A 12,990-nucleotide genomic window follows, 5' to 3' on the forward strand; every position below is an offset into this window, starting at 1 on the left:
TCCTGATTCAAGGGCCGCTAGAGCGCGAACTGCCCCGACGTCTGCTGGATCTTGACGACGACGAACTCGGCCGGCCGGACCGGCGCGATGCCCACCAGGACGTTGACGACGCCGTTCTCGACGTCCTCGGCGGTGGTGGTCTCGCTGTCGCACTTGACGAAGTACGCCTCACGCGGGGTGCTGCCCTTGAAGGCGCCCTGGCGGAAGAGGGTGTGCAGGTACGAGGAGGCGGACAGCCGGATCTGCTGCCACAGGCTCTCGTCGTTGGGCTCGAACACGACCCACTGGAGGCCGCGTTGGAGACTCTCCTCGACATGCAGGGCGAGCCGCCTGACCGGTACGTACTTCCACGCGCTGTCGAGGGCGTCGGAGCCCTCCAGCGTGCGCGCGCCCCACACCAGCGGGCCGGTGACGGGGAAGGTGCGCAGGCAGTTGACGCCGAGCGGGTTGAGCAACCCGGTCTCACGGTCCGTCAGATCGACGGTGAGCGAGCGCACTCCGACGAGCTGCGCCTCCGTGCCCGCCGGCGCCTTCCACACACCGCGCTCGGAGTCGGTGCGCGCGACGACGCCCGCGACCGCGCCGGAGGGCGGGAAGGACCGCAGCCGCCCGGTGAGCGGGTCGGTGAGCTGGAGGTGCGGGAAGTACAGGCCCGCGTGGTTGCCGCGGACGGCGTCGAAGGCGGCGAGCCCGGCCCGCGCGGTGTCCACGCTCACCCAGGTGCTGGGCGCGTCGACCAGCAGGAAGAAGCGCCGCTCCTCGGCGAGCCGCTGGGCCGCCGAGACGACCGTGAGGGCGTCCTCGGTGTTCTCGTACGCCGCGAGCTCCGGCAGGGCCAGCAGGTTGACGTCGGCCACCCCGCGCAGCGCCTGGATGCCGGTCTTGTCGGCCTCGGAGCCGATGAGATCGCGCGGACCCGGCGCCTCCCCGTCCTCGCCGCCGTCCAGCGGAAAGACCGGCGGGTTGACGGAGGCCTCCAGGCCCAGGTCGTTGGCGCACTCGCCGAGGAAGCGGACCACGTCGTCGGGGTCGGTGGACCCGGCGACGACCTGCAACCGCCGTCCGAAGGCGGTGACCTCGACGCCCGCGAAGGCGTGCTTGCCGGGCGCGTCGGGCAGCGCCCGCAGCTTGCGTTCCAGCAGGAGCGCCAACTCGGCCACGGACGACGGGGCTTCACCGTCGCAGTCGGGATCGTGGAGCTTGAACTCCCGCTCGACGTCACCGATCTTCACCGTCAGGTCGACCGCGAGGTCGGGCAGTTGGTGCCCGAAGGGCTTGGAGACGGTGCCCGACGGGTCGGGGCGGCCCTCGCCGACGGCCTCGACGTGGATCAGCCGCGAGCCGGCGTTGATCACGGTCGGCGCGTACCGGCCTCCCGTCTCGTCCATGGACAGACCGGTGAAGCTCTCTCGGGCGTCGCCCTTGGCGTCGTAGACCCGCAGGTTGAAGGTCTCGTCGGGGCGGGGGGTGTCGTAGTCGACGGCGACGCGCAGACCGTTGCCCCACACGCCGGGTTCCTTGGCGTGTACTTCGAGGACGCGGCTCTCGCTGTGGCCCTCGGTGGACTCCAGGGCCACGCAGGCTGCCTTGCCGCTGCCGGACCTGGCGACCCGGACGATGACGGCGACGGAGCCGCCGTTGCCGAAGAACTGGTGGACCGCGTAGGCGAGGGCGCTCTGCGAGCTCAGGCCCCCGAAGCGGCGCTCGAACTCGGTGAACCCGGTGACACGTACGGGCTCGTTGAGCGGACCGCGCCGGGTGTGCCCCACGAACGCGGTCACCGATGTGGTCACGGCGGAGATGGTGCGGGTGCTGCTGGGAAGCTCTTCGACATGGACGCCGGGATACGTCGGCCTGGCGGCGCTCACTGCATTCGTCGGCATTCCCCCTCCAATCCCTTCTCGGGCACCGATCGACGGGCACCAAGAGACGGAAGAGGGAGGGTTTGTCGCGGCGCGCGGCGGTCTCCGGCGCGCGAGGGCGCGTCGGTCCGCGGAACCGCATCAGTTTTCCCCCGTCAGCACCCGGGACGGACGGCCGTCCGGGTCAAGCACGCACGCTTGTGACTCCTGATGCTCAAGTGCTCAACCCACCGTGGGGGGTCGGGAGTTGGCCGTACAAGGCGGGTTCACGCCAGCCCTCAGGAAGATTCGATGGAGGGTGTCCCGCGTGACTCGCACACGACGTACACATGTCGCAACAGGCGCTTCACAGATCCCGCACAGCCGATGTTCTAGCAGAATGGCGGTCATGTCCCGACGTACCTCGCATCTCCGGCCCCGTAGCACTTCCGGGCCCGCTCACCAGCCCTCCTGCCCTTGCGGTCTTGCGGAGACGTACGAGGCCTGCTGTGGCCGATTCCACCGGGGTGCGGCCACCGCGCCGACCCCGGAATCGCTGATGCGTTCGCGCTACAGCGCTTTCGTGAAGCGCAACGAGGCCTATCTGTTGCGTACTTGGCACCCGCGGACCCGGCCGCCCGGTGTCGACTTCGATCCCGGAATGCGCTGGACCGGCCTGGAGATCCTCGCGACGACCGACGGCTCCGCCTTCGACAGCACGGGCACGGTGACCTTCCGCGCCTCGTTCAAGGGTGGCTCCCTGCACGAGCGCAGCCGTTTCCAGCGCGTTGACGGGGCCTGGGTGTACGTGGACGGGGAGTTCCTCGACTGACCTACGGCGCGAGGATGTCCAGCTCCTGGAGGGCGCCCTCCGCGATCTCGCGGGTCAGCTCCTCCGCACGCGTCGCGTCGCCCTCGCGGATGGCCTCGGCGAGCCGGACATGGAGGGTCACGGCGGCCGGGTCGGGGTCCTCGAACATGACCTCGTGGCGGGTGCGGCCGGTGAGGACCTCGGCGACCACGTCACCGAGGCGGGCGAACATCTCGTTTCCGGAGGCGTTGAGGATCACGCGGTGGAAGGCGATGTCGTGGAAGAGGTAGCCCTCGAGGCGGTGGCCCTTGGAGTTGGCGACCATGCCGAGCGCGCACTCGGTGAGTTCGGCGCACTGCTCGGCGGTCGCGTGCTTGGCGGCCAGGCCTGCCGCCACCGGCTCGATCGCCGAGCGCAGCACGGTCAGTGAGCGCAGCTGGTGCGGTCGGTCGGCGCCGGCCAGCCGCCAGCGGATGACTTGGGGGTCGTAGACGTTCCACTCGGGCTTGGGGCGGACCGTCACGCCCACGCGACGGCGGGACTCGACCAGGTGCATCGACTCCAGGACGCGGACCGCCTCGCGCATCACCGAGCGTGAGACGTCGAAGCGCTGAGCGAGTTCGTCCGTGCGCAGAACGCTGCCCGGCGGGTACTCACCCGCAGTGATGGCGGGGCCGAGGGTTTCCAGTACGCGCCCGTGCAGCCCCCGGCCCGATGTGCTCATGCACTCAGAGTACGGGGCGTGTCACAGCAAGAAAAAGTCAGACTTATTCATCACAGACTCTTGAATCGTCGTACCTAATCGGTTTCAGTTGCGTGTGCATCAGTCGGCATGAGTCGGCATCTGATGTCGAAGACGACACGCAGACAGTGAGGCAGCGATGAGTACCCCGAAGGTCGTGGTGGTCATGGGTGTCGCCGGCACCGGGAAGACCACCGTCGGTCCCCTGCTCGCGGCCCGGCTCGGCGTTCCGTACGCCGAGGGGGACGACTTCCATCCGCCGGCCAACATCGCCAAGATGTCGGCCGGCACCCCGCTCACCGACGAGGACCGGTGGCCGTGGCTGGACGCCATCGGCTCCTGGGCGCACGGGCGGGCGGGGCTCGGCGGGGTGGTCAGCTGCTCGGCGCTGAAGCGGTCGTACCGCGACCGGCTGCGGGCCGAGGCGCCCGGGGTCGTCTTCCTGCACCTGGCGGGCGACCGCTCCCTCATCGAGGACCGGATGTCGCACCGGCAGGGGCACTTCATGCCCACCGCGCTGCTGGACTCGCAGTTCGCCACGCTCCAGCCTCTCCAGGAGGACGAGGCCGGGGTCGTGGTGGACGTGTCCGGCAGCCCGGAGGAGATCACCGGGCGGGCCGCGAAGGCGCTCGCCGAACTCCCGTAACTCCCCTTCTCATCCTTTTCCGAAGAACATCCCCCCGTACCTGCAAGGGAACCCCGTGACCAGACTCAGCGTCGAGATGCTGGCAGCGGACGCACCGGAGCCGATCACCTCGGCCGGTCACGCTCAGCTGGGCATCGCCGTACTGGCGGGCATCGCCGTCATCGTTGTGCTCATCACCAAGTTCAGGCTCCACGCCTTCCTGTCGCTGACCCTGGGCACGCTCGTGCTCGGCGCGGTCGCCGGAGCGCCGCTCGACAAGGCCATCACCAGCTTCACCACCGGCCTCGGCACCACGGTCGCCGGCGTCGGTGTGCTCATCGCCCTCGGTGCGATCCTCGGCAAGATGCTCGCCGACTCGGGCGGCGCCGACCAGATCGTCGACACGATCCTCGCGAAGGCGGGCGGCCGTTCGATGCCGTGGGCGATGGTTCTGATCGCCTCCGTCATCGGTCTGCCGCTGTTCTTCGAGGTCGGCGTCGTGCTGCTGATCCCGGTCGTGCTGATGGTCGCCAAGCGCGGCAACTACTCCCTGATGCGCATCGGCATCCCGGCCCTCGCCGGTCTCTCCGTGATGCACGGTCTGGTCCCGCCGCACCCCGGCCCCCTGGTCGCGATCGACGCGGTGCAGGCCAACCTCGGTGTGACGCTCGCGCTCGGCGTGCTGGTGGCCATACCGACGGTGATCGTCGCAGGGCCGCTGTTCTCGAAGGTCGCGGCCCGCTGGGTGGACGTCCCCGCGCCCGACCGGATGATCCCCCAGCGTGCCTCGGAGGACCTGGAGAAGCGCCCGGGCTTCGGTGCCACCCTCGCCACGATCCTTCTTCCCGTCGTCCTCATGCTCTCCAAGGCGCTGGTCGACATCGTGATCGACGACCCCGACAACACCGGGCAGCGCGTCTTCGACGTCGTCGGCTCGCCGTTGATCGCCCTGCTGGCCTCGGTGCTCGTGGGCATCTTCACGCTGCTTCGCCCCGCCGGCTTCGGCAAGGAACGCCTCACCCCGCTCGTCGAGAAGGGCCTCGCGCCCATCGCCGGCATCCTGCTGATCGTCGGCGCAGGCGGCGGCTTCAAGCAGACCCTGATCGACTCCGGCGTGGGTCAGATGGTCCTGGAGATCTCCGAGGACTGGTCCATCCCGGCCCTGCTCCTCGCCTGGCTGATCGCGGTCGCGATCCGCCTCGCGACCGGCTCCGCGACCGTGGCCACGGTCTCCGCGGCCGGCCTGGTCGCCCCGCTGGCCGAGAACATGTCGACGACCCACACGGCCCTGCTCGTCCTCGCCATCGGCGCCGGCTCCCTCTTCTTCAGCCATGTCAACGATGCCGGGTTCTGGCTGGTCAAGGAGTACTTCGGCCTGGACGTCGGCCAGACCGTCAAGACCTGGTCGATCATGGAGACGATCATCTCGGTGTTCGCGGGCGGTCTGGTCCTGCTGCTCTCGCTGGTCATCTAGGCGTACGACGGCTGCGGCGCCCCCTGTCGGCTAGGGCCTGTCCGGCGGATCAGGCCGACTTCAAGCAACGGTGCCTGATCAGTGCCGGTGAGCGGGGTCTGGTGCGTGCAGCTGCAAGGCGGAGGAGGGAGTCGACGCGGAGCGTCGGCGAGTGACGACAACGCCGCAGATGTGCGTGCCAGACCCCGCGACGTCGGCATGATCCGCCGGACAGGCCCTAAGGCCGCCACAGGGGGTGTTCGCGTTCCGCCCACTCGCGGCTCACGTCCCCGGTCCTGAGTCCCCTCCTCGCCTCCGGGTCGCCCAGTGCCATGCCGATGTGGCCCGCGAGGACGATGCCGATCGACAGGGCCAGCCAGTCGTGGACGAAGGTCGCGCTGGTGCGCCACTGGATCGGGGTGAGGTGGGTGAACCACATCAGCAGGCCCGTGCCGAGCATGACCAGGCTCGCGCCCGCGATCCAGGCGGCGTAGACCTTCTGCCCCGCGTTGAACTTGCCCGCGGGACGGGACGCCCGGCGCTTGTCGCGGTGCATCGCGGCACGCAGCCAGACCCGGTCGTGCGGGCCGAAGCGGTTCAGGAAGCCCAGGTCGGCGCGGAAGGCGCGGGAGACCAGGCCCACCAGGACCGGTACCGGCAGGGCCAGGCCCGCCCACTCATGGACGCGGACCACCAGCTCACGGCGGCCGACGAGTTCGGCGAGCTGGGGGACGTAGAGGCAGGCCGCCGTGACCACGCAGACGCCCATCAGTGCGGCGGTCGCGCGGTGGACCCACTTCTGGCTGCGCCCGAAACGCCGGACAGGTGCCTGCGGTGGGGCGTCAACTCGTAGGGTCATCGTCCCGCCCGTTCGATCGGCCCACCCAGGCGTCCACGTCGTAGCCCCGGTCCTCCCAGTAACCCGGCTCCACGTCCTCGGTGACGGTGATGCCGGACAGCCACTTGGCCGACTTGTAGAAGTACATGGGGGCCACGTAGAGGCGGACCGGGCCGCCATGGGAGTGGCCGATGTCCTTGTCCTGCATGCGCAGGGCCACCAGGACGTCCGAGCGGCGGGCCTGGTCGAGGGTGAGGCTCTCGGTGTACGCCCCGTCGAAGCAGCTGAAGCGGACGGCGCCCGCCTTGGCGGTCACTCCGGCGGCGTCCAGCAGCGCGGACAGCCGTACGCCTTCGAACGGCGTGTCCGGGACCCGCCAGCCCGTCACGCACTGCACGTCCTTGACCATCCTGGTCTGGGGCATCGCCCGCAGGTCGGCCAGGGTGTACGTCCGCGGGCTCGAGACCAGTCCGTCGATCTTGAGCTGGTAGTTCTCGGCGTTCTTGTGCGGCACGGACGAGGTCACCGAGTAGTAGCGGAAGCCGCCGCCGTTGGGGAGCAGTCCCGTCAGCCCGGTGGGGTCCTTGTCGGCGGCACTGCCGAGGAAGGCCTCCAGGCCGCGTTGCAGGGTGGGCGCGGCGACCACGCCGAGCGCGCCCAGGCCGAGGGTGCCGAGGAGGACACGGCGGCCGATCGGCGTGCCGCGCTGCTCCTCGGGCTGTTCGGAGTTCACCTCCTCATTCGAACACCCGCGAGCCCTGCGGGACCAGGGATCGCGGGTGCTCGTCAGACTTCCGTAACCACTTCTCACCCGGATCTCAGTGAGCATCCGGCTCGCCGGCGGGAACTACGAGACCTCGCCCGCCGCCTTCTCCAGCTGGAACGCCTCGTTGCCGAGACCGATCCGGGCGTGCGCCTCGGGCCTGCGGGCCCGCAGGAGCAGTCCCTGCGCCAGGCCCACCACTACGGCGAGCCCGATGATGCCGGGCAGCACCCAGCTCAGCGAGGACCCCGGGCCCGCGCCGACCAGGACGTCGAAGTCCTTCACCGTGTAGACGGCGATCACCAGCAGGGCGATCCCGGCGAGGGCCGAGGTGACCAGCCGCCAGGCCTGGGCGCCCGCCGCGCCGCGCCGGACGAAGAAGGCGATCACGGAGGCGGAAGCGGCCGCCATCAGCAGGATCACGCCGAGGGAGCCGATGTTGCCGAACCAGGTGAACAGGTGCAGGACCGGCACGGTCGGGTCGCCGGTGGGCTTGTCGTCGGCGATCGCGAAGACGACCACGACCACCACGGACACGGCGGTCTGCAGCAGCGAGCCGGTGCCGGGCGCGCCGCTGGCACTGTTTGTGCGGCCGAAGGCGGCGGGCAGCAGGCCCTCGCGGCCCATCGCGAAGGCGTAGCGGGCGACCACGTTGTGGAAGCTGAGCATGGCCGCGAACATGCCGGTCACGAACAGCACGTGCAGGACGTCGGTGAACGTGCCGCCGAGGCGGGACTCGGTGAGGCCGAAGAGCAGTCCCGCGCTCTGCTTCTGCGACTCGGCGACGACCGCGGAGGGCCCGGTGGCGACGGTGAGGGCCCAGCTGCTGAGCGCGAAGAAGACGGCGACGCCACCGACGGCCAGGAACATCACGCGCGGCACCAGGATGTGCGGGCGGCTGGTCTCCTCGGCGTACACGGGCGCCTGCTCGAAGCCGAGGAAGGCGGCGATGCAGAAGCACAGGGCGGTGCCGACGCCGGCGCCGCTGAGGGTGTCCGGGTTGAAGGCGTGCAGGGACAGGCCCTGGGCCGCGGGGTCGGCGACCGCGGCGATGTCGAAGATGACGACCAGGGCGACCTCGACGACGAGCAGGACGCCGAGCACGCGCGCGTTGACGTCGATCTTCAGCCAGCCCAGCGCGCCGACGACCAGGGCGGCCACCAGCGCCGGTATCCACCAGGCCACCGACAGGTCGGCGTAGGTCGCGAACAGCCCGGAGACCTCGAAGCCGAAGATGCCGTAGATGCCGACCTGGAGGGCGTTGTAGGCGACCAGGGCGACGAGGGCCGCGCTCGCCCCGGCCGTGCCGCCGAGGCCGCGGGAGATGTAGGCGTAGAAGGCGCCCGCGTTGTGGACGTGCCGGCTCATCTCGGCGTAGCCGACGCTGAACAGGACGAGGACCACGCCGAGGACGACGTAGAGGAGGGGCTGGCCGACGATCCCCATCACCGCGAATGTAGTGGGCATGACACCCGCGACCACCATGAGGGGGGCGGTCGCGGCGAGGACGGACAGCAGCAGTCCTCCGGTGCCGAGGCGGCCGGCGCGCAGCGCGCGGTCCTGTCCCTTGAACGTGCTGATGTCCGGTCTGCTCTTGCGGGAACTCTCGGTGGCCATGGGACCGTCCTTCGGGGTTCGGGGGTGCTACACCGTGCCGAGCGCGCTGTCGCGGGCGGCACGGAAGGCGGAGTACGGCTCGTGGTCCGGATAGGACCAGGGGGCCGGGGTGGGGCGTTCGCCGATGCGGTGGAAGAGGGCGGCGGCCTCGGCGCCGCGGCCCTCGCAGACCTTCGCGTGGGCGAGGAAGTTGAGGTCGACCAGGCGGCGGGGGTGGCCCTCGTGCTCCCATTCCAGCCACCAGTCGAAGGCCGCCTTCATCACCTGCCGGGCCCGGCGTCCGGTCCAGTGGCCGGAGGCGGCCGGGTCGCGCGGCTCGTGCCCGGCGACGGCCAGGGCCCGGTAGCGCTCGGCGTGCGCGATGACCGGCAGGATCGCGAGCGGTGAGTCGGCGGGGGCCTGCTCGGCGGCCCAGTTGGCGAAGTCGTAGACCTCGTGCAGCGGGTCGGGGCCCGCCTCGGCCCGGCGCTCGGCGAGCCGGGCGACCATCAGATGGTGGGCGTGGTGGTGGTCGGGGTGCCGCTGCCGGATCTCGCCGAAGACGTCGGCCACCTCGTCCGCCGCCCCGAGGTCGCGCTCCAGCAGGAGCAGGCCGAGCCAGGGGGTGGGGTCGGCGGGCAGACGGCGGGCGGCGGTCCGGCAGGCCTCGCGGGCGGCGGCGGGCTTGCCCTTGCCCCGCCGCACCCGCTGGACCAGGGCGAGGGCGAGCAGTACGGCGGCGTCGCCGGAGTCCGGCTCGGCCACCAGCCAGTCCCTGGCCCAGGCGTCGCTGTACGGCTCGGCCGCGAGAACCGTGATCCGGTGGCCGCGCCGGTCCCACTCGTCACCCGTCCGGGCGAGCAGCGCCCGGGCCGCCTGCCATCTGCCCTGCGCCAACGCGGCGCGTGCGTCGATGAGTTCGGCGTCGTCGAGGGCCGCGTCGAAGGCCTGGGCGGCGCGTTTTCGACTACGGCCGAAGGGCGGTGGGGGCGGGGACACCGTGTGGGTTTTCCTCACGGAACATGGCGCGTGACGGGTGGGGCGGAAGGGTCGGACGAACGGGGTGGGGCACAAGGGGTGCCTGAGCGGATGCGGACAGGCCGACCGTCGATGTGGGCAGGTCGGCGGGCCGATTCGCACCGCCATCGACTGATCACGGACAGCCAACCGCCCGCCAATGGTTTGCGTCAAGGGCCGACAGCGCATTACACGCGTCAACTCTCCATACCTGAGAGGAAGTTGTGACGAAGCGGTGCTGGTGGGACCGGGTGGAGGCCCCGCGTCTGTGGCGTACGCCATGGCGCCGCGCTTCCTCGCACCGCACCATGACGGGAAGCCCCGCTAGCCGAGACGGCGCGGCGGCCGAGTCGACAACCCGAATACGGGTACTCCCAGGAGCAAGCCGGACGCTGGGACGCTACAGTCGGCGACAACCACCCCGCCGCCCGGCCGGACGATCGAGGTACGCAGCGTGTCGGTTCTGGTTCTGATTCTCGCCGTGAGTGCTGCCTGCTGCCTGGGCTTCGGCTTTGTGCTGCAGCAGAACGCGGCCCGTCAGGCCCCGCTGAGCGACTTCCTCTCGCCCCGGCTGCTGCTCGACCTCGTGAAGGTGCCGCGCTGGCTCGGCGGCATCGGCCTGATGGTGGCCGGCATGGTCCTCGGCGCGATCGCGCTGGGCCACGGCGAGGTCTCCCTGGTCGAACCCCTCCTCGCCACGAACCTCCTCTTCGCCCTGGCCCTGTCCCGCAAGCAGTCGAAGCAGCCGCTGGGCCGCCAGGGCTGGGCGGGGCTCGCGCTGCTCGCGGGCGGGGTGACCGCGTTCATCGTGGCGGGTGAGCCACGCGGCGGTACGGCGGTCACCGACCCCTTCCGCCACTGGCTGATCATCGGCGCCATGACCAGCCTCGCCCTGCTGCTGACGACCTACGCCAAACGCTCCCGCCTCAGCTCGGGCCCGGTCCTGCTGGCCCTGGCCGCCGGCCTGCTGTACGGCGTCCAGGACGCCCTCACCCGGGTCAGCGGCCAGCGCTTCTCCGAGGGCGGCCTCACCGAGCTGCTGACCGGCTGGCAGCCGTACGCCGTGCTGGTCCTCGGGGTCACCGGGCTCGTCCTGGTGCAGAGCGCGTTCGAGACGGCGGACCTGCGGATGTCGCTGCCCGCGCTGACCGCGGCCCAGCCGCTCGCCGGGATCGTGTGCGGGGTGGGCTTCCTGGGCGACCGGCTGCGCACCGACACCGGCGCGCTGACCTGGGAGGCGCTGGGGCTCGCGGCCGTCGTCGCGGGCATCGTGCTGCTGGGGATGCACCCCGCGATGCCGCGCGGGGCCGCCCGCTCGGAACCCGCGCGCGACCTCCAGCCGAGCTGACGCGCACCCGCCGGGACGGACGGCACGAGCGTTGCTGCTCGGATGGGGCACGAGCGTTGCTGCTCGGATGGACGCATGAGCGCTCCTGCTTGGATGGACGCATGAGCGCTGCTGACGAGATCCTCGACATCGTCGACGAGAACGACAACGTCGTCGCCCAGTCCCCACGCGGCGCGGCCTACGCCGCGGGCCTGCGCCACCGCTGTGTCTTCATCCAGGCCAGGGACGCCGAGGGCCGCCTCTTCGTCCATCGCCGCACCCCGACCAAGCTGGTCTTCCCGTCGCTCTACGACATGTTCGTCGGTGGAGTGGTCGGCGCGGGCGAGTCCTACGACGACGCGGCCCTGCGCGAGGCCGAGGAGGAGCTCGGCGTGAGCGGGCTGCCCCGCCCTGAGTTCCTCTTCAAGTTCCTGTACGACGACGGGGCCGGCCGGACCTGGTGGTCCGCGGTCTACGAGGTCCGCTGCGAGCTCCCGGTCAGCCCCCAGGTCGAGGAGGTCGCCTGGCACGACTTCCTGCCGGAGGACGAGGTGGAGCTGCGCCTTCGGGACTGGGAGTGGGTGCCGGACGGGCTGGCCGCCTACGAGCGGCTCAAGGCGTACCGGTCGATGGGGTGAACGGGCCCGGACCACGTCGTTCGGGAACCGGGCCGATAGGCTCGTGCACGTGATCGATTTCGCACGGAACGTCCGCGTCTGGTTCGCCCCCGAGGAGGTCCGGCAGGAGGGCCGTACCCCCGACTACCGGTTCTCGCTGGCCAATGAACGCACCTTCCTGGCCTGGCTGCGCACCGCGCTCGCACTGATCGGCGGCGGCTTCGCCGTGGACCAGTTCCTGCCGGATCTGCGCTGGGGCTGGCGGGTGGGCCTGGCACTCGCGCTGCTCGCGGCGGGCGTGCTGTGCTCGTTGCGGGCGGTCAACCACTGGATGCGGTGCGAGCGGGCGATGCGGCGGGGCGAGGATCTGCCGGTGTCCCGGTTCCCGGCGCTGCTGAGCCTGGTGGTCGCGGTGGTGGCCGTGGCCATGGTCTTCGTGGTGCTCGTCGGGTGGGAGGGATGAGCGAGGCCGCCGCCGGGGGTGCCGCCGCGGAGCGGGACCCGGGGCTCCAGCCCGAGCGCACCCGGCTCGCCTGGCGCCGTACGACCCTCTCGGGCACCGTCTCCGCGGTACTCGCCGTGAAGACGGCCCTGCACGGCGGCCCGTCCCCCGCCACACCCCTCGCCTGCGCCCTGTGCTGCGCCCTCTGGCTGGGCTTCCTCTCCCTCGCCCACCACCGCATCCGCACCCTGACCTCCTCGGACACACCAGCGGCCCTCACCCCGCGACACGCCACGGCCGCGGTCCTGTGCACGGTGGCGATGGCGGTGTGCGGGGCGGCGCTGGTGTTCTGAGCGGCTCGGCGCCCCTCAGCCGCCCTTGCCGCACCCTATGGGGTACCCGCACGCCACGCAGACCTGAATATCCGCATACGCACCTTTCGCATGACAGCCTGTCCGACGTCATCGCCCGTCGCTTCGAAGGTGAGCACCATGACCACCCTCCACCACGAACACGCCTCCCACGCGCACATCCACGGCCCGGACTGCGGACACACCGAGGTGCCGCACGAGGACCACGTCGACTACGCGCACGACGGACATCTGCACCGCGAGCACGAGGGCCACTGGGACGAGTGCGAAGCCGGCGGACATGTCTCGCACGACGGTCACGAGCACCGGCACGGCCAGGACTGCGGACACGAGAGCGTCCTGCACGGCGACCATGTCGACTACGTCCACGACGGCCACCGGCACGCCGCCCACGAGGGCCACTGGGACGACCACTGACCCGACCGAACAGGCACCGCCGACAGCTCCCCGACGCACCGCGCGGGGAGCTGTCGGCCTATCGTGGTCCGGATCACGTTCCCCTCCCCCTCTGGACGACATACCGACCAGTCGGCATGATGGTCGGGAC

General features: G+C 71.0%; 14 protein-coding genes. 8 read left to right on the plus strand and 6 right to left on the minus strand.

Translation table 11 applies throughout. From position 1 onward, the window contains the following. Positions 1-17 precede the first annotated feature (17 nt). The gene (locus ACIBJB_RS22700; RefSeq protein ID WP_398932902.1) at positions 18-1,883 is read right to left on the minus strand and encodes a phage tail sheath subtilisin-like domain-containing protein; all 1,866 of its coding nucleotides are present in this window, start codon (positions 1,881-1,883) and stop codon (positions 18-20) included. A 367-nt stretch (positions 1,884-2,250) separates the two neighbouring features. Between ACIBJB_RS22700 and ACIBJB_RS22705 the strand changes: the two genes are divergently transcribed. Continuing rightward, complete coding sequence (locus ACIBJB_RS22705; protein ID WP_398932904.1) at positions 2,251-2,673, plus strand: YchJ family protein; 423 nt, start codon at positions 2,251-2,253, stop codon at positions 2,671-2,673. A gap of 1 nt (position 2,674) precedes the next feature. Here the strand turns inward: ACIBJB_RS22705 and ACIBJB_RS22710 are convergent, their stop codons facing one another. Continuing rightward, positions 2,675-3,376 (minus strand): FadR/GntR family transcriptional regulator, encoded by a 702-nt coding sequence (locus ACIBJB_RS22710; RefSeq protein ID WP_398932905.1) that lies wholly within the window; start codon positions 3,374-3,376, stop codon positions 2,675-2,677. Positions 3,377-3,533: 157 nt separating this feature from the next. Here ACIBJB_RS22710 and ACIBJB_RS22715 point away from each other — a divergent pair, with 157 nt between their 5' ends. After that, complete coding sequence (locus tag ACIBJB_RS22715; RefSeq protein WP_398932906.1) at positions 3,534-4,040, plus strand: gluconokinase; 507 nt, start codon at positions 3,534-3,536, stop codon at positions 4,038-4,040. A 55-nt stretch (positions 4,041-4,095) separates the two neighbouring features. Then, positions 4,096-5,493 (plus strand): GntP family permease, encoded by a 1,398-nt coding sequence (locus ACIBJB_RS22720; protein WP_398932907.1) that lies wholly within the window; start codon positions 4,096-4,098, stop codon positions 5,491-5,493. A gap of 217 nt (positions 5,494-5,710) precedes the next feature. Here the strand turns inward: ACIBJB_RS22720 and ACIBJB_RS22725 are convergent, their stop codons facing one another. The 4 genes from ACIBJB_RS22725 to ACIBJB_RS22740 form a co-directional block, all read right to left on the minus strand. Next, the gene (locus ACIBJB_RS22725) at positions 5,711-6,331 is read right to left on the minus strand and encodes a cytochrome b/b6 domain-containing protein (protein ID WP_398932908.1); all 621 of its coding nucleotides are present in this window, start codon (positions 6,329-6,331) and stop codon (positions 5,711-5,713) included. Continuing rightward, positions 6,315-7,043, minus strand: coding sequence for a molybdopterin-dependent oxidoreductase (locus ACIBJB_RS22730; protein ID WP_398932909.1), 729 nt, complete (start codon positions 7,041-7,043; stop codon positions 6,315-6,317). Before ACIBJB_RS22730 ends, ACIBJB_RS22725 begins: the two co-directional genes overlap by 17 nt. Positions 7,044-7,157: 114 nt before the next feature. After that, positions 7,158-8,690, minus strand: coding sequence for an APC family permease (locus ACIBJB_RS22735; RefSeq protein WP_398932910.1), 1,533 nt, complete (start codon positions 8,688-8,690; stop codon positions 7,158-7,160). 27 nt (positions 8,691-8,717) lie between these two features. Further along, a complete protein-coding gene (locus ACIBJB_RS22740; protein WP_398932911.1) occupies positions 8,718-9,668 on the minus strand; it encodes a hypothetical protein in 951 nt (316 codons plus the stop codon). 472 nt (positions 9,669-10,140) lie between these two features. On the opposite strand from ACIBJB_RS22740, the gene ACIBJB_RS22745 reads away from it, so the two are divergent. From ACIBJB_RS22745 to ACIBJB_RS22765, 5 genes are all read left to right on the plus strand, one after another. After that, complete coding sequence (locus tag ACIBJB_RS22745; RefSeq protein ID WP_398932912.1) at positions 10,141-11,034, plus strand: DMT family transporter; 894 nt, start codon at positions 10,141-10,143, stop codon at positions 11,032-11,034. Positions 11,035-11,135: 101 nt separating this feature from the next. After that, the gene (locus tag ACIBJB_RS22750) at positions 11,136-11,651 is read left to right on the plus strand and encodes an NUDIX hydrolase (protein ID WP_398932913.1); all 516 of its coding nucleotides are present in this window, start codon (positions 11,136-11,138) and stop codon (positions 11,649-11,651) included. Between the two features lie 49 nt (positions 11,652-11,700). Further along, a complete protein-coding gene (locus ACIBJB_RS22755; protein WP_398932914.1) occupies positions 11,701-12,093 on the plus strand; it encodes a YidH family protein in 393 nt (130 codons plus the stop codon). Next, positions 12,090-12,425, plus strand: a complete 336-nt coding sequence (locus ACIBJB_RS22760) for a DUF202 domain-containing protein (protein ID WP_398932916.1) — start codon at positions 12,090-12,092, stop codon at positions 12,423-12,425. Before ACIBJB_RS22755 ends, ACIBJB_RS22760 begins: the two co-directional genes overlap by 4 nt. Positions 12,426-12,563: 138 nt before the next feature. Next, complete coding sequence (locus ACIBJB_RS22765; RefSeq protein WP_398932917.1) at positions 12,564-12,860, plus strand: hypothetical protein; 297 nt, start codon at positions 12,564-12,566, stop codon at positions 12,858-12,860. Positions 12,861-12,990: the final 130 nt, after the last annotated feature.

Origin of the sequence: Streptomyces sp. NPDC050759 (assembly GCF_044456945.1) — a bacterium.
In the GTDB taxonomy this organism is placed as follows: Bacteria; Actinomycetota; Actinomycetes; order Streptomycetales; family Streptomycetaceae; genus Streptomyces.